Source organism: Pseudomonas sp. GW821-FHT02B10 (genome assembly GCF_059421865.1).
Genome location: NZ_JBWKVU010000001.1, coordinates 597,784 through 619,619, shown reverse-complemented (window position 1 = coordinate 619,619; position 21,836 = coordinate 597,784). Strand labels below are relative to the sequence as shown.

The 21,836-nt window shown below is 62.6% G+C and carries 18 protein-coding genes; 6 read left to right on the top strand and 12 right to left on the bottom strand.

What is annotated here, in order from left to right; genetic code table 11:
- Nucleotides 1-122: 122 nt before the first annotated feature.
- From pcaG to pcaR, 7 genes are all read right to left on the bottom strand, one after another.
- Nucleotides 123-689 (bottom strand): protocatechuate 3,4-dioxygenase subunit alpha, encoded by a 567-nt coding sequence (gene pcaG / locus AC07VU_RS02855; protein ID WP_274305756.1) that lies wholly within the window; start codon nucleotides 687-689, stop codon nucleotides 123-125.
- 1 nt (nucleotide 690) lies between these two features.
- Nucleotides 691-1,395, bottom strand: a complete 705-nt coding sequence (gene pcaH, locus AC07VU_RS02850) for a protocatechuate 3,4-dioxygenase subunit beta (protein ID WP_007926590.1) — start codon at nucleotides 1,393-1,395, stop codon at nucleotides 691-693.
- Nucleotides 1,396-1,424: 29 nt separating this feature from the next.
- The gene (gene pcaF / locus AC07VU_RS02845; protein ID WP_495029535.1) at nucleotides 1,425-2,630 is read right to left on the bottom strand and encodes a 3-oxoadipyl-CoA thiolase; all 1,206 of its coding nucleotides are present in this window, start codon (nucleotides 2,628-2,630) and stop codon (nucleotides 1,425-1,427) included.
- Nucleotides 2,627-3,409, bottom strand: a complete 783-nt coding sequence (locus AC07VU_RS02840; RefSeq protein ID WP_172833204.1) for a CoA-transferase subunit beta — start codon at nucleotides 3,407-3,409, stop codon at nucleotides 2,627-2,629. The genes pcaF and AC07VU_RS02840 overlap by 4 nt, the downstream gene beginning before the upstream one ends.
- Complete coding sequence (locus tag AC07VU_RS02835; protein WP_457275780.1) at nucleotides 3,406-4,263, bottom strand: CoA transferase subunit A; 858 nt, start codon at nucleotides 4,261-4,263, stop codon at nucleotides 3,406-3,408. The genes AC07VU_RS02840 and AC07VU_RS02835 overlap by 4 nt, the downstream gene beginning before the upstream one ends.
- 311 nt (nucleotides 4,264-4,574) lie before the next feature.
- On the bottom strand, nucleotides 4,575-5,921 hold the full coding sequence (pcaK, locus tag AC07VU_RS02830) for a 4-hydroxybenzoate transporter PcaK (protein WP_495029495.1): 1,347 nt from the start codon (nucleotides 5,919-5,921) through the stop codon (nucleotides 4,575-4,577).
- Between the two features lie 310 nt (nucleotides 5,922-6,231).
- Nucleotides 6,232-7,074: a pca regulon transcriptional regulator PcaR gene (gene pcaR / locus AC07VU_RS02825; protein WP_007926599.1), complete on the bottom strand. Its 843-nt coding sequence runs from the start codon at nucleotides 7,072-7,074 to the stop codon at nucleotides 6,232-6,234.
- Nucleotides 7,075-7,707: 633 nt separating this feature from the next.
- On the opposite strand from pcaR, the gene AC07VU_RS02820 reads away from it, so the two are divergent.
- Together AC07VU_RS02820 and AC07VU_RS02815 are read left to right on the top strand one after the other, a co-directional pair.
- On the top strand, nucleotides 7,708-7,908 hold the full coding sequence (locus AC07VU_RS02820; RefSeq protein ID WP_009042495.1) for a hypothetical protein: 201 nt from the start codon (nucleotides 7,708-7,710) through the stop codon (nucleotides 7,906-7,908).
- Nucleotides 7,909-8,261: 353 nt separating this feature from the next.
- Nucleotides 8,262-9,737, top strand: coding sequence for an inorganic phosphate transporter (locus tag AC07VU_RS02815; RefSeq protein ID WP_007926602.1), 1,476 nt, complete (start codon nucleotides 8,262-8,264; stop codon nucleotides 9,735-9,737).
- Between the two features lie 152 nt (nucleotides 9,738-9,889).
- Here the strand turns inward: AC07VU_RS02815 and ccoM are convergent, their stop codons facing one another.
- The 3 genes from ccoM to AC07VU_RS02800 form a co-directional block, all read right to left on the bottom strand.
- On the bottom strand, nucleotides 9,890-10,006 hold the full coding sequence (ccoM, locus tag AC07VU_RS02810) for a cytochrome c oxidase subunit CcoM (protein ID WP_007926603.1): 117 nt from the start codon (nucleotides 10,004-10,006) through the stop codon (nucleotides 9,890-9,892).
- A gap of 145 nt (nucleotides 10,007-10,151) precedes the next feature.
- On the bottom strand, nucleotides 10,152-10,325 hold the full coding sequence (locus tag AC07VU_RS02805; RefSeq protein WP_007926604.1) for a hypothetical protein: 174 nt from the start codon (nucleotides 10,323-10,325) through the stop codon (nucleotides 10,152-10,154).
- 212 nt (nucleotides 10,326-10,537) lie between these two features.
- Complete coding sequence (locus tag AC07VU_RS02800; protein WP_085530013.1) at nucleotides 10,538-10,885, bottom strand: aspartate-semialdehyde dehydrogenase; 348 nt, start codon at nucleotides 10,883-10,885, stop codon at nucleotides 10,538-10,540.
- Nucleotides 10,886-11,104: 219 nt separating this feature from the next.
- On the opposite strand from AC07VU_RS02800, the gene rapA reads away from it, so the two are divergent.
- Nucleotides 11,105-13,951 (top strand): RNA polymerase-associated protein RapA, encoded by a 2,847-nt coding sequence (gene rapA, locus AC07VU_RS02795; RefSeq protein WP_007926606.1) that lies wholly within the window; start codon nucleotides 11,105-11,107, stop codon nucleotides 13,949-13,951.
- 75 nt (nucleotides 13,952-14,026) lie between these two features.
- Here rapA and AC07VU_RS02790 read toward each other — a convergent pair whose 3' ends face one another.
- Nucleotides 14,027-15,373, bottom strand: a complete 1,347-nt coding sequence (locus AC07VU_RS02790; protein WP_457275779.1) for a spinster family MFS transporter — start codon at nucleotides 15,371-15,373, stop codon at nucleotides 14,027-14,029.
- A gap of 337 nt (nucleotides 15,374-15,710) precedes the next feature.
- On the opposite strand from AC07VU_RS02790, the gene AC07VU_RS02785 reads away from it, so the two are divergent.
- A complete protein-coding gene (locus AC07VU_RS02785) occupies nucleotides 15,711-16,070 on the top strand; it encodes a YkgJ family cysteine cluster protein (RefSeq protein WP_007926609.1) in 360 nt (119 codons plus the stop codon).
- Between the two features lie 143 nt (nucleotides 16,071-16,213).
- Nucleotides 16,214-18,502, top strand: a complete 2,289-nt coding sequence (locus AC07VU_RS02780) for a putative bifunctional diguanylate cyclase/phosphodiesterase (RefSeq protein ID WP_457275778.1) — start codon at nucleotides 16,214-16,216, stop codon at nucleotides 18,500-18,502.
- On the opposite strand, the gene AC07VU_RS02775 is transcribed toward AC07VU_RS02780, so the two are convergent.
- Complete coding sequence (locus AC07VU_RS02775; RefSeq protein ID WP_457275777.1) at nucleotides 18,393-19,289, bottom strand: NAD(P)-dependent oxidoreductase; 897 nt, start codon at nucleotides 19,287-19,289, stop codon at nucleotides 18,393-18,395. The two genes, AC07VU_RS02780 and AC07VU_RS02775, sit on opposite strands and share 110 nt — an antisense overlap.
- A gap of 192 nt (nucleotides 19,290-19,481) precedes the next feature.
- On the opposite strand from AC07VU_RS02775, the gene AC07VU_RS02770 reads away from it, so the two are divergent.
- Nucleotides 19,482-21,665, top strand: coding sequence for a hypothetical protein (locus AC07VU_RS02770; RefSeq protein ID WP_007926612.1), 2,184 nt, complete (start codon nucleotides 19,482-19,484; stop codon nucleotides 21,663-21,665).
- The last annotated feature ends 171 nt before the right edge of the window (nucleotides 21,666-21,836 follow it).

Genomic DNA, 21,836 nt, shown 5'->3' with positions numbered 1-21,836 from the left:
ACTCTTTGGGGACGTGGTGAGTCTAGACATACTTTGTAACAGTCCCGTTCCGCAAGACGACCTTGGGGGGAGCGACCGGTTCAGCCTACTCGCGAACCAGCCCCCACTCCCCCCAGGCACACTCAATAATCGAAGAACACCGTTTCCGCGTCGGTACCCTGCAGGATCACGTTCCATTGGTAGTGGCCCGGCGCATCGGCCTTGGCCAGCAAGGTGGCGCGACGCTCTTCGGGCACGCAGGCCAGCAGCGGATCGGCGGCGTTGGCCGGCTCGCCGTCGAAGTAGATACGGGTCAGCAGGTGCTTGACCAGGCCCCGGGCAAATACCAGTACAACCAGGTGCGGCGCCTGGGTCGAGCCTTTCAGGCCAGGTACGGTACCCGGCTTGATGGTGGTGAAGCGGAAACGCCCTTCTCCATCCACCGGCACCCGGCCGAAGCCCTGGAAGTTCGGGTCCAGGGCCTTGGCCTGATCGTCTTCCGGGTGGTCGTACTTGCCGGCCGCGTTGGCCTGCCAGATTTCCAGCATGGCGTCGTTGACGAAATCGCCGTTGCCATCCACCACCTGGCCGCTGATCGCCACCCGCTCGCCGAGGGTCTCGGCCCGGGTCAGGTCTTCGCGGTTCAGCCAGGTCAGGCCGATGTGGTAGTAGGGGCCGACGGTGTGGGACGTGGTCGCAGTCAGCGTCATCTTATTTCTCCATCGGCGTGGCATCGCGGCCGCGCAAGACGATGTCCCAACGGTAGCCAAGGGCGTAGGACGGAATGGTTTTCTCCAGGTCGAAGCTGGCGATCAGGCGTTCCTTGGCGCGGGTGTCCGGCACGCAGTTGTAGATCGGGTCGTAGGCCAGCAGCGGGTCGCCCGGGAAATACATCTGGGTCACCAGGCGCGTGAGGATGCTCGGGCCGAACAGCGAGAAGTGGATATGCGCCGGACGCCATGCATTGTGGTGGTTACCCCAGGGGTAGGCACCGGGCTTGATGGTCTGGAACTGGTACCAGCCATCGGCATCGGTGACAGTACGCCCGGTGCCGGTGAAGTTCGGGTCCAGCGGTGCGTCATGCAGGTCGCGGTCGTGGTTGTAGCGACCGGCGGCGTTGGCCTGCCAGATCTCCACCAGGATCCCCGGCACCGGCAGGCCGTTCTCGTCCAGCACCCGGCCGTGGATGATGATGCGCTCGCCCTGGGGCTCGCCGGCATGCTGGGCGGTCAGGTCGTTGTCCTTGTCCTGCAGGTAATCGGCGCCGATGGTCGGGCCGGTGATTTCCGACAGCGAATGGGGCAGGAACACCAGCGGCTTGGACGGCGAGCGGGTGTTGGTGGATTTGTAGGCCGGGTGCAGGTAATCAGGCTGAGTACCTGGTTGCGGGCGCCGGTAACCGGGCTTGTCGGTCATGCTCGTTCCTCGTTCTTATAAGAAGCGCGTCAGACGCGCTCGATGGCCAATGCCAGGCCCTGGCCGACACCCACGCACATGGTTGCCAGGCCTTTTTTGCCACCGGTCTTTTCCAGCTGGTGCAGCGCGGTCAATACCAGGCGCGCACCGCTCATGCCCAGCGGGTGGCCGAGGGCGATGGCGCCGCCGTTGGGGTTGACCTGTGGCGCGTCGTCCGCCAGGCCCAGTTCGCGCAATACTGCCAGGCCCTGGCTGGCGAAGGCTTCGTTGAGTTCGATCACATCGAAATCGCTGACTGCCACGCCCAGGCGTTCGGTCAACTTGCGCACCGCCGGCACCGGTCCGATGCCCATCACCCGTGGCGCCACGCCGGCGCTGGCCATGCCCAGCACCCGGGCACGGGCGGTCAGGCCGTGCTTTTTCACCGCCTCGGCCGACGCCAGGATCAGCGCCGCCGCCCCGTCGTTGACGCCCGAGGCGTTGCCGGCGGTGACGGTCTTGTCCGGGCCGTTGACCGGCTTGAGTTTGCCCAGGGTTTCCAGCGAGGTATCGGCCCGCGGGTGCTCATCCTGCTCGACCACGGTCTCGCCCTTCTTGTGGACGATACGCACCGGGACGATTTCCTCGGCGAAGAACCCGGCAGCCTGCGCCGCGGCGGTGCGCTGCTGGCTGCGCAGGGCGAACGCATCCTGGTCGGCACGCGACACCTGATAATCGTCGGCGACGTTGTCGGCGGTCTGCGGCATCGCATCCACGCCGTACTGGGCCTTCATCAGCGGGTTGATGAAACGCCAGCCGATGGTGGTGTCTTCCAGCTTCATGTTGCGCGAAAAGGCGGTGTCGGCCTTGCCCATGACAAAGGGCGCGCGGGACATCGACTCAACGCCGCCGGCGATGGCCAGCTCCATCTCGCCACTGGCGATGGCGCGGAAGGCGGTGCCGATGGCATCCATGCCCGAAGCGCACAGGCGGTTGAGGGTCACGCCCGGAATGGTTTCCGGCAGCCCGGCCAGCAGCAGCGCCATGCGCGCCACGTTGCGATTGTCTTCGCCGGCCTGGTTGGCGCAACCGAGGAACACCTCGTCCACCGCGTTCCAGTCCACCGACGGGTTGCGCTCGATCAGTGCCTTGATCGGCACGGCGGCCAGATCGTCGGCACGGACCGTCGACAGGCCGCCACCAAAGCGGCCGATGGGGGTACGAATGGCGTCACAGATAAACACTTCGCGCATCAGGCTTCTCCCGGGGTTTGACCATGGGCCGCGGCGGTGCGGGCTTCCAGGTCACGCAGGGCGGTCAATTCGATCTCGGTCGGGGCGGCGGTTTCCGCCACCTGGTCGGCGAAACGGATCGCCCAGCCAGTGGCGGCGACCACCTGCTCGCGGGTCACGCCCGGGTGCAACGAGGTCACCACGAATTCATGGGTGCCGGCTTCCGGCTCCATGATGCACAGGTCGGTGATGATCCCCACCGGCCCGGCCCCTGGCAGGCCCAGGCGCTTGCGCGAGTCGCCGCCTTCGCCGTGACCGACCGAGGTGATGAAGTCGAGCTTGTCGACAAAGGAACGCGACGACTGCTTGAGGATGATCAGCACGCTCTTGGCCGAGCCGGCAATCTCCGGCGCACCGCCGGCGCCCGGCAGGCGGACTTTCGGCTGGTGGTAGTCGCCGACCACCGTGGTGTTGATGTTGCCGAAACGGTCGACCTGGGCGGCGCCGAGGAAACCGACGTCGATCCGCCCGCCTTGCAGCCAGTAGCGGAAGATCTCGCCGGTCGGCACCACGGTGTCCGCGGTCTCGGCCAGCTCGCCATCACCGATGGACAGCGGCAGCACGCTGGGCTTGGCGCCGATCGGGCCGGATTCGTAGATCAGCACCACGTCCGGCGACGAGGTCAGGCGCGCCAGGTTGGCGGCCTTGGACGGCAGGCCGATCCCGACAAAACACACCGAGCCGTTCTGCAGGCGGCGGGCGGCGGCAACGGTCATCATTTCATTGGTGGAGTAAGTCATTATTTGGCCCCCGTTGCTGCGGCCAGCTTGGCCTGGAATTCGCTGAAGTCAGCACTGTCGCGGATGTATTCGTTGATCCAGGCGGTGAAGGTTTCACGGTCGCGGGCGATCGGGTCCCAGGCCTGGTAGAAGATGTTGTCGCGCTCGGTATAGCCGTGGGCGTAGGACGGATGGGCGCCGCCCGGCACATGGCAGACCGCGCTCAGGGCCCAGGTCGGCAGCACGCAGGCGTTCATCGGGGCGTTCAGGTCGTCGACGATTTCTTCCACGGTGACGATGCAGCGCTTGGCGGCCAGGGCGGCTTCCTTCTGTACGCCAAGAATGCCCCACAACAGCACGTTGCCCTTGCGGTCGGCTTTCTGCGCATGGATCACGGTGACGTCAGGACGTACCGATGGCACCGCCGCCAGCACTTCACCGGTGAATGGGCAGGTCACGCTCTTGATCAGCGGGTTGACCTTCGGCAGGTCGGAGCCGGCATAAGCGCGCAAGACCGCGAATGGCAGGCCCGAGGCGCCCGCCACGTAGGCATTGGCCAGGTCGGCGTGGCTGTGTTCTTCGATTTCCAGGGGGTGCGGCCATTGCTTCTCGACCGCATCCCGCAGGCGATGCAGGGAGCCGACGCCCGGGTTGCCGCCCCAGGAGAAAATCAGCTTGCGGGCACAACCGGCACCGATCAACTGGTCGTAGATCAGGTCAGGGGTCATCCGTACCAGGGTCAGGTCTTTTTTGCCCTGGCGAATGATTTCATGACCCGCGGCCGTGGGGATCAGGTGGGTGAAGCCTTCGAGCGCGACGGTATCGCCGTCGTTGACGAACTGCTTCACCGCGTCGTGCAGCGAAAGGATTTCAGCCATGGGGGATCTCCCGATTGTTATTGAGCGACTGGAAGAAAAAGGCGCCGAAGGATGCGCCGGAGTGACTGAAGATTAAGCCGAGGGAAAAACCCAAACAATCCGATAATCGACTGAGCGTTCGTTTATCGAACAGATTGTTGTCTGACTATCGATTGTGCTGTGGCCGCTGCCGCAGGCTGCGATCGACCCGGGCCGCGTTCGGAGAACGATCGCGAAGATCTCAGGACACTGAAGGCCTTCGGCCTTATCGCAGCCTGCGGCAGCGGCTACAGGTATTCAGCGCTCCCTTGAGGAGCGCCTTGCTCATTCGATCAGGTCGCATCCGCATGGCTGACCATGCCCTTGATCACCACCGCCGTGGTCGCCAGCGCGGCCGGGATCACCAGCGCGGTCAGCACTTGCTCGAAATTCCAGCCCAGCCCCAGCAGCGTGGCGCCCATCCAGGCCCCGAGGATCGCCCCGAAGCGACCGATGCCAAGCATCCACGACACGCCGGTGGCGCGGCCCTGGGTCGGATAGAAGCGCGCGGCCAGGGATGGCATCGCCGATTGCGCGCCGTTGACGCACATGCCGGCGACCAGCACCAGGGTCGCCAGCAAGGTGATGTTGCCCAGGCTTTGCCCGACCGCGTAGGCGAAGATCCCGGCCAGCAGGTAGAAGGTGCCGATGACCTTGTGCGGGTTGAAGCGGTCCATAGCCCAGCCCACCGCCACCGCGCTGAGTACCCCGCCGAACTGGAACAGCGCGCCGATAAAGGCCGCCTGCTCCATGCTCGCGCCGCTGTCGCGCATCAGGGTCGGCAGCCAGCTGGTCAGCAGGTACACGATCACCAGCCCCATGAAATAGGTCAGCCACAACAGCAAGGTGCCGACGCTGTAGGTCCCGGAGAAAATCACCGCAAACACATTGCGCGCTTTCACGGTCTTCTGCTCCGGCACGCTGAAGCTCGCGGCCTGGCCGACCGTGCCCGGCTCGATGGGCGCCAGGGCCTTGCGAACCTTGTCGGTGCCACGATTGCGCACCACCAGGTAACGCGCCGACTCCGGCAGCCAGACCAGCAGCACCACTGCCAGGATCAGCGGCAAAATCCCGCCGATCAGCAACAGGCTGTGCCAGCCAAATGCCGGGATCAGCTTGGCGGAAATGAAACCGCCGCCGGCCATGCCCAGGTTGAAACCACAGAACATGCTGGTCACCAGCAACGACTTGTGGCGCTCGGGGGTGTATTCGGAAAGCAGCGTGGTGGCATTCGGCATGCCGGCGCCCAGCCCCAGGCCGGTAAGGAAACGCAGCACCAGCAACTGGTCGACATTGCTGCTGTAGGCCGACACCAGGCTGAAGGCACCGAACAGGAGCACCGCCCCCACCAGCACCACTTTGCGCCCGAAGCGGTCAGCCAGCGGGCCGGAGCCCAGCGCCCCGAAGACCATGCCGATCAGCGCCGCGCTCATCACCGGGCCGAGGCTGGCGCGGTCGATACCCCAATCCTGGGACAGCGCCGGCGCAATGAAGCCCATGGCCGCGGTATCGAGGCCATCGAGGAAGACAATCAGGAAACACAGGATCACCACCCGCCACTGATAGCGCGACAGCGGCTGGGCATTGATAAAGGACTGCACATCGAGGCAGTTCCCTACAGCGGATTGAGGCTGGTTCATTATTTTTATTCCACGCGAAAAACGCAGGCGCACAGGTGCCAGCCAGAGCTGGTCGGTTCAGATCGAAAAGGGTCTTGCGGGATCAGGCCGTCGGCAGGCGAAGGCAGAATAGAGGAGCGCGGCTGGGCGCGCGGGCGATGCTCATGGGGGGGTGGCCTCTTCATTATTATGGGGGCGTCACGCGGCCATTGCAGAGGCGGTGCTCCAGTGGCCGGATGACGCTGCCGCGACATTAATGAGGCAAGGGAAAGAGCGTCAATTCAGCAAGCGCGTATCTGTGCGTTTATCGAACAGCTTAAGCAGACAGCCCTCAAGCGAACAATTGGGCGCTGAGGTCGCGACTGGCGCTGAGCAGGCCCGGCAAGAAGCGCTGCTCCAGCTCGGCGCGGCTAACGCGACCGGCATGGGTACTGACATTGAGCGCAGCCAGTACCTGGCCCGAAGCGTCGTACACCGGTACGGCGATCGAGCGCAGGCCTTGTTCCAGTTCCTGATCGACGATGCACCAGCCCTGCTGCCGGACCTGTTGCAGGCATTCGAGCAGCGCCTGCGGCGTGTGCAGGGTACGGCTGGTCTTGGCTTGCAGGTCGGCATGGTCGAGGTATTCGCGCAACGAGGCGTCATCCAGCGCCGCCAGCAGGATCCGCCCCATGGATGTGCAGTAGGCCGGCAGGCGCCCACCCACCGAGAGATCGACCGAGATCAGGCGCTGGGTGGTGGCCGAACGGGCGATGTACAGAATGTCGTCGCCTTCCAGGGTGGCCATGTTGCAGGCTTCGTGCAGTTGCTCGCTCATGCGGTCCAGGTAAGGCTGGGCCGATACCGCCAGCGGTGTGGAAGACAGATAGGCATGCCCCAGCGTCAGCACCTTGGGCAGCAACGAATAGGTGCGGCCATCGGTGGTGGCGTAACCGAGCTTGATCAAGGTATGCAGGCAGCGGCGCACAGCGGCACGGGGAATCTCCGTACGGTGGCTGATCTGGGCGATGGTCAGATGGCGCTTGCGCTCCTGAAAGGCCTGGACCACCGCCAGGCCGCGAGCCAGAGAGGTCATGAAATCCGGATCACCCGTCAGCGCCTGAATCCGCTTGGCCGGCGAAGCGACAATCGGCGGCGCGGCGGAAGCGAAGGAATTACGCAATTGATCGTTCATTTCAGGTTCTCTGCGACGGAAGTCCGGCTTATTACAAGCCGTACTGGAGAGGATGCACAAGCCTGCACGGCCAACATTGGGCGATTATCGAACCATCGACCGATAATCGCAATCCATCGCGATAAATGCCTGCCATGCGATGTGCCGCTTTTTCGCCGCCAATAAAACTCTCATTTCTTCCGCATTAGTCCAGGCAACTTGTCAGGCCTTGTTACAGAACTGCTCTCGTCATCCGGATTAAAACTTTCGTGTAACAAAACCCTGATATCAAGTTGATGATTTTTAACTTATTGCCGATAGAGTTATTCATGGCCGCCGCTATAATGAGTAAAGTGATCACCGACGCTTTTCTGCGTTCGGCAGCATCATCAGGCTGCGTAGAGTAAATGACGCCTCCTGCAGCAAGCGCTTGACGCTCATCTCAATATGCCCGGCCAATGCGTTTGCAAAAAAGTAACTGTTGCTACGACAGCTGTTCTTGTCCGGTGGCGTGGCCGCATGCAACAAGAAGCGGTTTGGCGAGCCCCATCGCAATCCAGGCTCCTTTAATCGAGCCGAGTACGAGGCGGTTTGATAAACCCGATCTAGGCAATGCGTATCATCGGGATAATCTCAACTCAATTAGGTAACACTGTGACGAAAGACGAACTGCGCGCGGAACTTGAGCGCCAGGAACAACGTTACAAGGAAGTTTACGGAGGCGAAGTCACCACCTACGCCGCCCAGCCTGAACCGGAACGCAAACCCTGGCGCAAGCGCGCCAGCGTTCTCGACCAGGCCTTCACCCAAGAACTGCAAAAGATGGAAAAAGAGCTCAAGGCAGACCAGCCGTGACGCTGTTCGCCTGAAACTTTCGCACGGCTCGATGCCCTTGCAGATAAAGGTCGATCGCAAGGTCGGCCTGGCATCCGCCGTGTGGCAGCGAATGGCCCCAAAGGGCTCAAAAAGTGTCATGGCACTGAAATTTCATACAAGCGTTTGAGACGTTTGGCTCAGCGTTGTGCTCCTGACCTTGAGGATGAGCCCCAGTAAAATCAATGGCTTGCCCATGCCCCGAAAAAAGGCATGGCCATTGGCCTGCCTCCGGCTTTTTCGTTGAAGAATGTTACCAACCAGCACCTAGTGCATCGATTACCAGGGTTTTCTGGCATAATCGCGCCCCCTTATGACCGGGTCAGAAAACCTTCATGATCGATTTATTCAGCGGACTGGATGCTTGGGTGCTTGTGAGCCTCTTGCTCGCCCTGGCTTTTGTCCTCGCCTACGAGTTCATCAACGGCTTTCATGACACCGCAAATGCGGTTGCCACTGTTATCTACACCAAAGCCATGCCGCCGCACCTGGCCGTATTCTTTTCCGGTGTATTCAATTTCCTCGGCGTGCTGCTGGGCGGTGTCGGCGTGGCCTATGCCATCGTCCATCTGCTGCCGGTCGAGCTGCTGATCAATGTCAACACCGGCCACGGCCTGGCCATGGTCTTCTCGTTGCTGGCCGCGGCCATTACCTGGAACCTGGGCACCTGGTACTTCGGTATTCCCGCCTCCAGCTCCCACACCCTGATCGGTTCGATCCTCGGTGTCGGCCTGGCCAATGCCCTGCTCAACGACATCCCGCTGGGCGATGGCGTGAACTGGCAGAAGGCGATCGACATCGGTGCTTCCCTGGTGTTCTCGCCCATGGCCGGTTTCCTGATTGCCGCCCTGGTGCTGATCGGCCTGAAGTGGTGGCGCCCGATCTCGAAGATGCACAAGACCCCGGAACAACGCCGCAAGGTCGACGACAAGAAACATCCGCCCTTCTGGAATCGCCTGGTGCTGGTGATCTCGGCCATGGCCGTGAGCTTCGTGCACGGTTCCAACGACGGCCAGAAAGGCATCGGCCTGATCATGCTGGTACTGATCGGTATCGTGCCCGCGCAGTTCGTGCTCGACCTGAACAGCACCACCTACCAGATCGAGCGTACCCGCGACGCCACCCTGCACCTGAGCCAGTTCTATCAGCGTAACGAGGACTCCCTGGGCGAGTTCCTGGCCCTGGGCAAAAGCGTGAAAGACGACCTGCCAGGCAAGTTCCGCTGCAACCCGCAGCAGACCGAACCGACCATCGCCGCGCTGCTGGGCACCCTCAAGGGGGTAGCCGACTATCACTCGCTGCCGGCCGAAAGCCGTATCGAAGTGCGTCGCTACCTGCTCTGCCTGGATGACACCGCGAAGAAAGTCGGCAAGCTGCCGCACCTTGCGGCCCGTGAAAAGGCTGACCTGGACAAGTTGCGCAAAGACCTGACCGCCACCACCGAGTACGCGCCGTTCTGGGTGATCCTGGCCGTGGCCCTGGCCCTCGGCCTGGGGACCATGATCGGCTGGAAACGTGTGGTACAGACCATCGGCGAGAAGATCGGCAAGCAGGGCATGACCTATGCCCAGGGCATGTCGGCGCAGATCACCGCCGCCGGCCTGATCGGCATGGCCAATATCTTCAGCCTGCCGGTATCGACCACCCATGTGCTGTCTTCGGGCGTGGCGGGAACCATGGTCGCCAACAAAAGCGGCCTGCAAAGCGGCACCATACGCACCATCCTGCTGGCCTGGGTGCTGACCCTGCCGGCAACCGTGGCTCTGTCGGCCGGTCTGTTCTGGCTGGCCTCGAAAGCCCTCGGGACCTGATTCGCTCGGTCCGCGACAAAAAAGGTGCGCCCCTCGGGTCGCACCTTTTTTTGTGCCTGAAATAAATGATGGCTTTGCCACAAAACACACAGGCAAAAAAAAGGGCAACCGAAGTTGCCCAAAATGCCTTGCGTGCTCGTAACCGGAAAGACTTAAGGTTTTTTGCGTTTATGCGCATCTTTCCAGATGAAAAATCCAAACCCGGCGAAAAACAGAACCATGAGGCCGACAGTCAGCACTCCGGCGATCACCACATTGTCGAAAAACATGACTGGCCTCCTGCTCTTGCCCTGTTGCGATGGGGCTAAGTTAACCAAAGAGGCGGCGGGGAAAATTGACCGGGGTCAATGGTCGACCCAGACAGGACGACAGGGAGGGGAAATAACTGACTTACATCAACAGATCGCGCCCGATTCAGCGCTTTTTCGGCTTTTTCGGTTTCTTCTTCGGCTTGCCCAAAGGCATTGCCTGCTCGAATGCCTGGCGCACTTCGTTCAGGCGCTTTTCCTTCAAGTCATGCACACGCTTGGCACGTTCGGCGTTCAGGTCGATCAGGTTGTCGTCTTGGCTCATGGCGTTGGCTTGCATCGTTCAGGTCTATGTCGACCGGAGCCTCTATATAGCGATAGCGCGGCTGCGGCCCTTGCGGGTTTGCCAATAATGCGGCGTGACGCGGCGCCTGACCAGTGATCGGCGGATATTGAGCGCAATTAAAGGGGGGCCGCAGTTTGACCAGCATCGCGCGAAGTGCACCCTGTGATCCCTTGCGCGCCACTGTTGCAGGCATTAAAGGACAGCATCTAGACCTCGACGTCGACCCACAGCCCCTGGCGTGGCGCGTCCTCGATCAGCGGCGCCACCGGCACGGTGTTGTCGGCATTCAACTCGTCCCCGGGCACAGCCAGGTGCAGTTCGGGATCGTCCGCAGCCTCGGCTTCGCGCTGGCGTTTGTGCCTTTGCTGCTGGCGCTGCTGTTCTTCGCGCAGCAGCAGCGCCGACTGTTCGGCATCGCGCTTTTGCAGGTCGATGGTGCTTTCGTTGGAACTCTGTTGCACCGGCACCACCGGCGGGATATCCGGGCGCGGCCGGATCGGATCCTGCTGGGAGGTCACGGGCACGGCACTCAAGGGCAGCATCGGGGGCAGCATATTATTGGTCTCCTGTCGGCAGGCTGTCGGCTGCTGCGGGGGCGACTTGAGCCATCGGTCGCAAACTTGTGACCCAGTCGTCACCCGATAGTGCCCCGAGCCCCGACAAATGCGCCCGATACGCTACCTTCCAGCGTAGTTGTTTTTGTTAGAGTCCTTTGGCCTGAGGCCGCCGATCCGTTAACATAGTCGGCTTTTTCAAGGCGGGAGTCAGGCAGCATGGCGCAGCAGTATCAACCGGGGCAACGCTGGATTAGTGACAGCGAAGCCGAGCTAGGTCTAGGCACCGTTCTGGCACAGGACGGCCGCTTGCTGACCGTGCTCTATCCGGCCACTGGCGACACTCGCCAGTATGCGCTACGGAATGCGCCCCTCACTCGCGTGAGGTTTTCCCCGGGTGACACCATCACCCACTTCGAAGGCTGGAAAATGACCGTGCGCGAAGTCGACGACGTCGACGGCCTGCTGGTCTACCACGGCCTCAACGGACAGAACGAAGTCGTCACCCTGCCGGAAACCCAACTCTCGAACTTCATCCAGTTCCGCCTGGCCAGCGACCGTCTGTTCGCCGGGCAGATCGACCCGCTGGCCTGGTTCTCCCTGCGCTACCACACCCTGGAACACACCAGCCGCCAGCTGCAATCGTCGCTGTGGGGCCTGGGTGGCGTACGCGCCCAGCCTATCGCCCACCAGCTGCACATTGCCCGTGAAGTCGCCGACCGTATCGCGCCGCGGGTTCTGCTGGCGGACGAAGTGGGCCTGGGCAAGACCATCGAAGCCGGCCTGGTGATCCATCGCCAGCTGCTGTCGGGCCGCGCCAGCCGCGTGCTGATCCTGGTCCCGGAGAACCTGCAGCACCAGTGGCTGGTGGAAATGCGCCGGCGCTTCAACCTGCAGGTCGCGCTGTTCGACGAAGAACGCTTTATCGAAAGCGATGCCGCCAACCCCTTCGAAGACACCCAGCTCGCCCTGGTGGCCCTGGAATGGCTGGTGGACGACGAGAAGGCCCAGGACGCGCTGTTCGCCGCCGGCTGGGACCTGATGGTGGTCGACGAAGCGCACCACCTGGTGTGGCACGAAGACCAGGTCAGCCCGGAATACGCGCTGGTGGAACAGCTGGCCGAGGTGATCCCCGGTGTCCTGCTACTCACCGCCACCCCGGAACAACTGGGCCAGGACAGCCACTTCGCCCGTCTGCGCCTGCTCGACCCGAACCGCTTCCACGACCTGGCCGCCTTCCGCGCCGAGAGCGAAAACTATCGCCCGGTGGCCGAAGCCGTGCAGGAGTTGCTGGATAAAGGACGCCTGTCGCCAGAAGCGCACAAGACCATCCACAGTTTCCTCGGCAACGAAGGCGAAGCCCTGCTCGCCGCCGTCAACGACGGCGACACTGAAGCCAGCGCGCGCCTGGTGCGCGAGTTGCTGGACCGCCACGGCACCGGCCGCGTGCTGTTCCGCAACACCCGCGCCGCGGTGCAAGGCTTCCCCGAACGCAAGCTGCACCCCTACCCGCTGCCATGCCCGGACGAGTACCTGGAATTGCCGCTGGGAGAGCACGCCGAGCTGTACCCGGAAGTCAGCTTCCAGGCCCAGCCGGACGCCAGCGAAGAAGAGCGCTGGTGGAAATTCGACCCGCGCGTCGAGTGGCTGATCGACCAGCTGAAAATGCTCAAGCGCACCAAGGTCCTGGTGATCTGCGCCCACGCCGAAACCGCCATGGACCTGGAAGACGCCCTGCGCGTGCGCTCCGGTATCCCGGCTACGGTATTCCACGAAGGCATGAACATCCTCGAGCGCGACCGCGCCGCCGCCTACTTCGCCGACGAAGAGTTCGGCGCCCAGGTGCTGATCTGCTCGGAAATCGGCAGTGAAGGTCGCAACTTCCAGTTCGCCCACCATCTGGTGCTGTTCGATCTGCCGTCGCACCCGGACCTGCTGGAGCAGCGGATCGGCCGTCTCGACCGGATCGGCCAGAAACACGTGATCGAGCTGCATGTGCCGTACCTGGAAACCAGCCCGCAAGAGCGCCTGTTCCAGTGGTACCACGAAGCGCTGAACGCCTTCCTCAATACCTGCCCGACCGGCAACGCCCTGCAGCATCAGTTCGGCCCGCGCCTGCTGCCGCTGCTGGAAGAAGCCGACGACGGCGAGTGGCAAGCGCTGATCGACGAGGCGCGCACCGAGCGCGAGCGCCTGGAAGCCGAGCTGCACACCGGCCGCGACCGTCTGCTGGAGCTCAACTCCGGCGGCGCCGGCGAAGGCGATGCGCTGGTGGAAGCGATCCTCGAGCAAGACGACCAGTTCGCCCTGCCGATCTACATGGAAACCCTGTTCGACGCCTTCGGCATCGACAGCGAAGACCATTCGGACAACGCGCTGATCCTCAAGCCGAGTGAAAAAATGCTCGACGCCAGCTTCCCGCTGGGCGACGACGAAGGCGTGACCATCACCTACGACCGCAACCAGGCGCTGTCTCGCGAAGACATGCAGTTCATCACCTGGGAGCACCCGATGGTGCAAGGCGGCATGGACCTGGTGCTGTCCGGTTCCATGGGCAACACCGCCGTAGCGCTGATCAAAAACAAGGCGCTGAAGCCCGGCACCGTGTTGCTGGAACTGCTGTACGTCAGTGAAGTGGTGGCACCGCGCTCGCTGCAGCTGGGCCGCTACCTGCCACCGGCCGCCCTGCGCTGCCTGCTGGACGCCAACGGCAACGACCTGTCGGCGCGCGTCGCCTTCGAGACCCTCAACGACCAGCTGGAAAGCGTGCCACGGGCCAGCGCCAACAAGTTCATCCAGGCCCAGCGCGACCAGCTGACGCCGAAGATCAACGCCGGCGAAGCGAAGATCGCCCCGCGTCACGCCGAGCGCGTGGCCGAGGCGCAACGGCGCCTGGCCGCCGACACCGACGAAGAACTGGCGCGCCTGACCGCGTTGCAGGCGGTCAACCCGACCGTGCGCGACAGCGAACTGGTGGCCCTGCGCCAACAACGCGAACAAGGCCTGGCGATGCTTGAGAAAGCCGCGCTGCGCCTGGAAGCGATCCGGGTGCTGGTGGCGGGCTGATCCCCCTGCTCTGCCGGTAAATGAAAAGGCCCGCACAATGCGGGCCTTTTTTATCTGCTTCTATAGAAGCACTGTTCAAGCCGCCACCGCCGCCACCGCCGGCTCGCCCGGTACCAACCCGTCCTTCATCCGCTGCGCATCGCGCACGAAGCAGCGCGAGGCCAGGAACAGGAACAGCATGGTCAACAGCAACGCCACCGGGATCAGGTACATGGCGTCATGCAGGCCGACCGCCTTGAACGCCTCGGTCATCTGCCCGGCCCCGGCGGCGTACATCGCCGCATGGGCGAAGTGATCGGACAGCGCCCCCACCACCACCGGCCCCAGGCCTCCGCCCAGCAGATACAGGCCGGCGAAGAACAGCGCCATGGCCGTGGCCCGCAGACGTGGTTCGACCACATCCTGGATCGCCGTGTAAACGCAGGTATAGAAGTTGTAGGCGAACAGCCAGCCGACACTGAATACCGCGACGAACACCCCGATCTCGATGCGCCCGGCATGCAGGGCCCAGGCCGTGCACAGGGTCGAGATCAACATGCTGAAGGCGGCGAACAGCAACCGGCCATTGGCGACACGCTGGTGAATCTTGTCGGCGACCCAGCCGCCCAGGGTCAGGCCGAACAGGCCGGTCACCCCGACTATCACCCCGGTCGCCACCGCGGCTTCCTGCAAGGGCATCAGGAAGTAACGCTGCAACATCGGCACCAGGAACGAGTTGCAGGCGTAGGTCGCGAAGTTGAAGGTCAGCCCGGCCAGCACCAGCCAGAGAAAGGTCGGGATCGCCAGCACCCGGCGGATCGGCCGGTCGACGCGCTCCAGGGAGACCTTGACGGCTTCCGCCGCCCCACGCTTGGGCTCCTTGATAAAGAACATGAACACCGCCAGCAACAGCCCCGGCACCGCGGCGATAAAGAACGGCGCGCGCCAGCTGTCGAAGGCCTTGACCATGGCGCCGATGCTGAAGAACGCCAACAACAGGCCCAGCGGCAGGCCAAGCATGAAGATGCCCATGGCCCGGGCCCGGCGATGGGCCGGGAACAGGTCGCCGATCAGCGAGTTGGCCGCCGGCGCATAGCTGGCTTCGCCGATGCCGACGCCCATGCGCACGACGAGGAAACTCCAGAAGCTGCCCACCAGGCCGTTGACCGCGGTCAGCCCGCTCCACACCGCCAGGCCCCAGCCCATGAGCTTGCTGCGCGACCCGGTATCGGCCATGCGCCCCAGGGGCAGGCCGGCAATGGCGTAGACGATGGTGAAGGCGGTACCGATGATGCCGATCTGGAAGTCGCTCAGGTGCCACTCCATGCGGATCGGCTCGATAATGATGGCCGGAATGGTGCGATCGAAGAAGTTGAACAGGTTAGCCAGGAACAACAGGAACAGAATGCGCCAGGCATTCGCCGCTTGGGTCGAGTTCTGCATGGGTCGGTCTCTTTATTGTTATTCGGCCAGACGCAACCGAGCCTGGAAGTTGCAATCTAGTCAGCCCCGCCGCACTTGTCTGTAATGATTCGTAAGGCTGATACCAGGCAATCCGAAGCACAGGTCGTCGACCGCGCTCGACGGCCGCCCGAACAACGCCATCGCCCCCGAAAAATCCGCCGCAAGCCCCCGGATACCGGGGCTAAAGCCCGATTTTTCAAGGGCTTGCGCAGGGCCTGAAAAATACCTCGCGCGCCCCCTTCCCAAGGCCGTTGCGAAGCCTAGAATAGCGGCCTTGCTGACCCCCTCATCAACCTCCTCCCCTTTGAATACGCCCATGTCCGAAGCCAGTCCGTGTCTGAATTGCGGTGCCTGCTGTTCACACTTTCGTGTGTCTTTTTTCTGGGGTGAATGCGCCTCTTCCGGCGGTACGGTCCCCGACGATCTGGTGGCGTCCATCAGCCCCAGCCGGGTCGCCATGCTCGGTACCGATTGCAAGCCGACCCGCTGCACCGCGCTGACCGGCGAGGTCGGCAAGGAAGTCAGCTGTTCGATCTATCACCAGCGTTCCAGTACCTGCCGCGAGTTCGAGGCGTCCTGGGAAAATGGCCAACAGAACGTCGATTGCGACGCCGCGCGGGCGGCATTCGGGCTCGCGCCCCTGGAGCCGACGCTGTACTTCGAACAGAGTGCTTAGCTCGATTGGCTATGGGATGAATTCCAAAATCATTTAAGTCAATCTGCCACCATCGCTCCCGGCCTTGCCTCGGCTTCCTATACTCACTCCCATTGGTCAGCCATCAGGGCTGGCCCTGGATGACTCAAGAAACGGGGCCTGCGATGGAATGGCTTGGTCTGCATTTTTTTACCGAGCTCCCCGAAGGCGGGCAGGTATTACTCACCTGCAGCCACAACCCCGTGCTGGTGATCCTCGCCTATCTGGTGGCCTGCGCTGGCAGCTTCGCCACCCTGGACATGGCCGAACGGGTGCGCCACGTCGACCTGGCAGCCGCCCAGCAACGCTGGCGCTGGATCGGCGCCTTCTGCCTGGCCGGCGGCATCTGGGCCATGCATTTCATTGGCATGCTGGCACTGCAAATCCCCATCGAAACCCATTACGACCTGCCGATGACCCTGCTGTCGCTGCTGATCGCGGTGATTGCATCCTGGCTGGCGATGAAGACCCTCAGCCATACCCAGCTGCAACTGTGGCGCTACCTGCTGGCGTCGATCTGGATCGGCCTGGGCATCTGCGTCATGCATTATGTCGGCATGGCGGCGATGCGCTCACAAGCCACGGCCTACTACCAACCCGACCTCTTCGGCCTGTCGATTGCCATCGCCATCAGCGCGAGCCTGGTCGCCTTGCTGCTGTCCCGCTACCTGAGCAATGGCAGCGGCGTGCTCCACCAGCTGCTCAAATACGCGGCCAGCCTGCTGCTGGGGGGCGGCATAGTCGCCATGCATTTCACCGGCATGTGGGCGCTGAAACTGGTGATGCCAGTGGCGGGCACGCCTTCGATAGCGGTGGACGACAACCCCTTGCAACTGGGCCTGACCATCGCCGTCATCGCCCTGCTGATCATCGGCAGCAGCATCAGCGCGGCCCTGGCGGACAAGAAACTCCAGCACAAGGAACAGGACCTGCGCCGGGTCAACACCCTGCTGAGCCAACTGGACCAGGCCCGGGTGGCGCTGCAACAGGTGGCGCACTACGATGCCCTGACCAACCTGATCAATCGTCGCGGCTTCAACCAGCTGTTCGCCGAAAAGCTCATCGAAAAAACCGTGCAGGGCGGCATGCTGGCGGTGATGTTCCTCGACATCGATCACTTCAAGCGGATCAACGACAGCCTCGGCCACGATGCCGGCGACCAACTGTTGAAGGTGATTGCCGGCCATATCAAAAGCTCCACCCGCAGCCATGAAGACGTGGTGGCGCGTTTCGGTGGAGATGAGTTCTGCATCCTCATGAGCTTGAGCCACCGCGACGAAGCCCAGCACATGGCGCAACGCATCATGAGCAAGATGAAGGAGCCCATCGAGCTGGCAGGAAGGCGCATGGTGATGACCACCAGCATCGGCATCAGCGTCTTTCCCGACGATGGCACAACCTGCGAAGAACTGCTCAAGCATGCCGACCTGGCGCTCTATCAATCCAAGGGCAGCGGTCGCAACAGCCTGCATTTCTTCAGCACCAACCTGAAGACCCGGGCGAGCCTGGAGCTGCAACTGGAGGAAGAATTGCGCAACGCCCTGCGCCACGAAGCCGGATTGACCCTGTATTACCAACCCATCTACGACCTGGAAAGCCGCAAGGTCAGCAAGCTCGAAGCGCTGGTGCGCTGGCGGCATCCGTTGCACGGGCTGCTGGCCCCTGATCGTTTCATCGGGATCGCCGAAGCCAACGGGCTGATTGCCGAACTGGACAACTGGGTCCTGCGCAAGGCCTGCGAGGACCTGGCCGCCCTGTCCCGCCATGGCTTTGCCGAGCTGAAAATCGCGGTGAACTGCTCGGCCCTGAACCTGGCGCGGGAGGAGTTGGCCGAGGAGATCGCCAACACCCTGAGCAGCGCCGGTGTCGCGCCCCAGCGCCTGGAACTGGAAGTCACGGAAAACGCCCTGATGGGCAACATCGACAGCACCGTGGCCCTGTTGCGGCAGATCCGCAATCTTGGGGTGTCGCTGTCGATCGACGACTTCGGCACGGGTTATTCGTCCCTCGCCTACCTCAAGCGCCTGCCGCTCAACACCCTGAAGATCGACCGCTCGTTCATCCAGGACGTGCCCCAGTCGACCCAGGACAAGGAAATCGTCCAGGCGATTATCGTCATGGCCCATACCCTGCACCTGCAGGTGGTGACCGAAGGCGTCGAGAGCATGGAGCAGTACGAGTTCCTCGCCCAATACGGCTGCGACTTCATCCAGGGTTACCTGCTCAGCCGGGCGCTGCCCCTGGAAGAGTTGCCCGGGGTGATCGACGAGATCGAGCAGCGCATGCTGCCCGCCGTCGCCGCGGTCAGCCCTCTGACGTCGGTTCGCGATACAGGCGGATCAGGGTCGCGGGATCCTGCTCCAGATAGCCCTGGCCGCCATGCAGGCGCATCAGTTGTGCAGCCAATCCGCTGATCGGCGTGGCCGAGCCCTGCTCGCGGGAGAACTTCACCGCCCCGTCCAGATCCTTGAGCAGGGTGCGCACATGCCATTTGATCGGTTCGAAGCGGCTTTCGGCCATCTGCGGAGCGAGAATCTGCAACGGCCTGGAATCGGCGAAACCACCGGCCAGCGCCTCGGCCAGCAATGACGCATCGACCCCGGAACGCTCGGCCAGCGCCACCACTTCGGCGATCACCAGGGCATTGCAGGTGACGATCATCTGGTTGCAAGCCTTGGTCACCTGGCCGGCGCCGACGCCGCCCATATGAGTCACCCGTTGCCCCAGATTGAGCAGGACCGGGCGCACCCGTTCGATATCCGCCGCCTCGCCGCCGACCATGATTGCCAGGCTGCCGGCCTCGGCACCGGGCGTGCCGCCGGACACCGGGGCATCGACCCAGCCCATGCCGGTGCTGCTGGCCAGTTGCGCGGCCATTTCCCGGGTGGCGGTCGGCTCCAGGCTGGAAAGGTCCACCAGCAGTTGGCCGGCCCGGGCTCCCTGGGCGATACCCTCGGCGCCAAACACCACCTCGCGCACCACCTCGGTATTGGCCAGGCACAGCAGCACCAGGTCCGCTGCCTCGCATAGCCGGGCCGGGGTCTGCGCCAGTTGCGCGCCCGCCTCCAGCAGTGGCGCGCATTTTTCCCGGTTGCGATTCCACACCACCAGGGGATAACCCGCCGCCAGCAGACGGCGACACATGGGCAAGCCCATCAGGCCAATACCGGCGAACCCGAGGGTGGGTAACGTTGCCATCATCTTGCCTCCTTTTGATTAAAGATCACCAAAAACTGGCCGATTTATCTGAGCTTAGGAAAGGATTCCCCCTAGCGGCCATCAGACTTATCCCTATCGCTGGGGCCAATATCGCGCTGTAAAGTCGCGAGATCCCACTTGATGGCTCTTTGATATCTTGTCACCGAGCCGACCAGTCCAGACACACGGCGCACAATGACTTCTAAAAACAATTCTGCCAACGCAGTATCCGAACTCACGCTGACCCCGGGCAGCCAGAGCTTTTCAGATTCGAAGCCATTGTCCAGCTCGCGCCCGCAGGCGCCCCAGCAATACCTCTACTTCACCGAAACCAACACCGACCGCATCCTCGACAACCTCGACGGCCTGCGCGACTCGGTATTTCCCCGCGCGCCGCACCTGGAAGACGAACTCGAGGCGCGCCGCGAGCAGGAGTTTCCCTCGGTCTGCCTGATCGGCCTGGGCCGCTGCGGGTCGAACATCGCCCTGGATGTCGCGGAGCTGGTGTACAACGCCCGCAAGTTCTACCTCAACGAATTCAACACCGACGACAAGGCCTATGCCGACAAGGGCTACAGCCCCGCCCAGTGGATCCGCCACAACCTGCGCCTGGGCCAGAGCAAGGCCAGCAAACCGGTGTTCCTGGTCGAACCGCTGGTGATGCTGGGCGACCTGGACAAGGACATCGCCGGGCGCATCCGCTTCTCGCGCAAGGGCGAAAAAAGCGGCTTCATCCGCGACTACAGCAAAATGAAGATCATGGACCTCTCGGAAGTCCATGCCGGCGGCGCCGGCAACGCGCCGATCCTCGGCCAGTACCTGGCCAAGATCATCCTCAATAAGGACACGCAGCGCTTCTCCAGCCCCGACTGGAAAATGATCCACTCGTACCTGATCGACTCCTGCGGCATCAAGGCCAACCAGTCGCGCCTGTACTTCTCGATCTTCAGCGCCGGCGGCGGTACCGGTTCGGGCATGGCCTCGGAGTTCGGCCTGGCCCAGCAGTACTCGTACATGAACAAGACGTTCGACACCAAGCCGATCGACGAGCACGACAGCAAGAGCGGCCACTCCTTCGTCTTCGAGCCGATCTTCACCAGCGGCATCTGCGTACTGCCGAACATCTCCGATCACCGCAGCGAAATGTCCGAAGCGTTGCACATCAACGCCGGACGCTTGCTGTGCAAATACCTGTCGGAAGAATGGGACTTCTCCTACAACTTCGATAACGAAGACAGCAGCGAAGCCAGCGTCATGGGGCGCATCCGCCCATGGAACGCGATGATGCTGATCTCCAACGACATCATGCGTTATGCCGAAGAAAGCGATGACGGCAACATCCAGAACATCGACGTCAACGCCATGGAGAAGCACGCCAACCAGTACATCTCCCAGCAGATCTTCAACATCCTCACCGCCCAGGCGGTGACCACCGATTACGACCAGAACTACTTCCGCCGCGCCGGCATCGACATCGGCGAGACCATCCGCCTGGATGCCAACGACCTGTTCATGAGCCTGGCCGGCCCGGTGGCGATCGCCTATGCCGAGTCCGTGGTCCCGGAAACCCCGGTGCCGAGTGGCGACAAGTTCAAGGTGTTCGAGAAAGAGCCGCAGCGCCTGAACATCGACGACCTGTTCTTCCGCTCCATCGACCTGCCGCACTTCAACAAGGTGACCCAGGCCATCGAAGGCATCAGCCTGCTGCCGATCGAGTCCAAGCGTTATCGCGCGGCGCTGGAGCAATACAAGGCTTCCGGTTACGACGCCGCCGCCCTGCACGATCTGCACTTCTTCAAGAACTGCTCGTCGGTGGTGTCGATCGTCTCCCTGCCCAAGGACTACAAGCTGTCGTACATGGACCTGAACCGGCTCAAGACCCACCTCAACAGCCTGTTCCCCAATACCACCCTCAAGCGTTACGCCCTGGTGATCGGCGCCTCGGCCAACCTGTCGCTGACCACCCTGATTGCCAAGAGCCCGTGCCTGTCGGACGACTTCCTGACCCTGATCGTGGCCTTTATCAAGCGTTGCTTCGCCCGCAACCCGTACCGCTTCGACGAGACCCTGGACAACTCGATCCTCGACTTCATCGTCAGCGAGGCATTCGATGAAAGCCGCATCGACGAGTTGCTCAACGAGTTCGAGAACCCGGCGAAGATCCTCGATACCAACTGGTACGCGATCAAGCCGATGTACGAGAAGAAGTACCGCGAGTTGATCAACGACAAGGACAAGTTCGTCTCGATCAACGACATCCGCCTGTCCCGCGATTGCGTGAAGAAAGCCATCAAGTACCTGCGCGAGATCTACCGCCACCGCATCGGCAAGACCAAGGTCATCTCGCTGAACAACCATACGGGCAGGACGGCTTACTAACAGCTGTCCCTCTTCTGTAGGAACAGCCGGTCGACGCTCGATTGCTCGCGATCAGCGGCATCGAGCTGAAGCGATGTCGACTGGCAGGACGCCATCGCGAGCAAGCTTCGCTCCTACAGGGGAAATGGCGTTTACAGGGAAGTGATGTTAATCCCCTGAAACAATCAGGCA

Excerpts from the sequence above, each read along its gene's own strand:
- pcaG (WP_274305756.1), bottom strand. The coding sequence starts at position 689 with ATGACGCTGACTGCGACCACGTCCCACACCGTCGGCCCCTACTACCAC.
- pcaH (WP_007926590.1), bottom strand. The coding sequence starts at position 1,395 with ATGACCGACAAGCCCGGTTACCGGCGCCCGCAACCAGGTACTCAGCCT.
- AC07VU_RS02835 (WP_457275780.1), bottom strand. The coding sequence starts at position 4,263 with ATGGCTGAAATCCTTTCGCTGCACGACGCGGTGAAGCAGTTCGTCAAC.
- pcaK (WP_495029495.1), bottom strand. The coding sequence starts at position 5,921 with ATGAACCAGCCTCAATCCGCTGTAGGGAACTGCCTCGATGTGCAGTCC.
- pcaR (WP_007926599.1), bottom strand. The coding sequence starts at position 7,074 with ATGAACGATCAATTGCGTAATTCCTTCGCTTCCGCCGCGCCGCCGATT.
- AC07VU_RS02815 (WP_007926602.1), top strand. The coding sequence starts at position 8,262 with ATGATCGATTTATTCAGCGGACTGGATGCTTGGGTGCTTGTGAGCCTC.
- ccoM (WP_007926603.1), bottom strand. The coding sequence starts at position 10,006 with ATGTTTTTCGACAATGTGGTGATCGCCGGAGTGCTGACTGTCGGCCTC.
- AC07VU_RS02805 (WP_007926604.1), bottom strand. The coding sequence starts at position 10,325 with ATGCAAGCCAACGCCATGAGCCAAGACGACAACCTGATCGACCTGAAC.
- AC07VU_RS02800 (WP_085530013.1), bottom strand. The coding sequence starts at position 10,885 with ATGCTGCCCCCGATGCTGCCCTTGAGTGCCGTGCCCGTGACCTCCCAG.
- rapA (WP_007926606.1), top strand. The coding sequence starts at position 11,105 with ATGGCGCAGCAGTATCAACCGGGGCAACGCTGGATTAGTGACAGCGAA.
- AC07VU_RS02790 (WP_457275779.1), bottom strand. The coding sequence starts at position 15,373 with ATGCAGAACTCGACCCAAGCGGCGAATGCCTGGCGCATTCTGTTCCTG.
- AC07VU_RS02785 (WP_007926609.1), top strand. The coding sequence starts at position 15,711 with ATGTCCGAAGCCAGTCCGTGTCTGAATTGCGGTGCCTGCTGTTCACAC.
- AC07VU_RS02780 (WP_457275778.1), top strand. The coding sequence starts at position 16,214 with ATGGAATGGCTTGGTCTGCATTTTTTTACCGAGCTCCCCGAAGGCGGG.
- AC07VU_RS02775 (WP_457275777.1), bottom strand. The coding sequence starts at position 19,289 with ATGATGGCAACGTTACCCACCCTCGGGTTCGCCGGTATTGGCCTGATG.
- AC07VU_RS02770 (WP_007926612.1), top strand. The coding sequence starts at position 19,482 with ATGACTTCTAAAAACAATTCTGCCAACGCAGTATCCGAACTCACGCTG.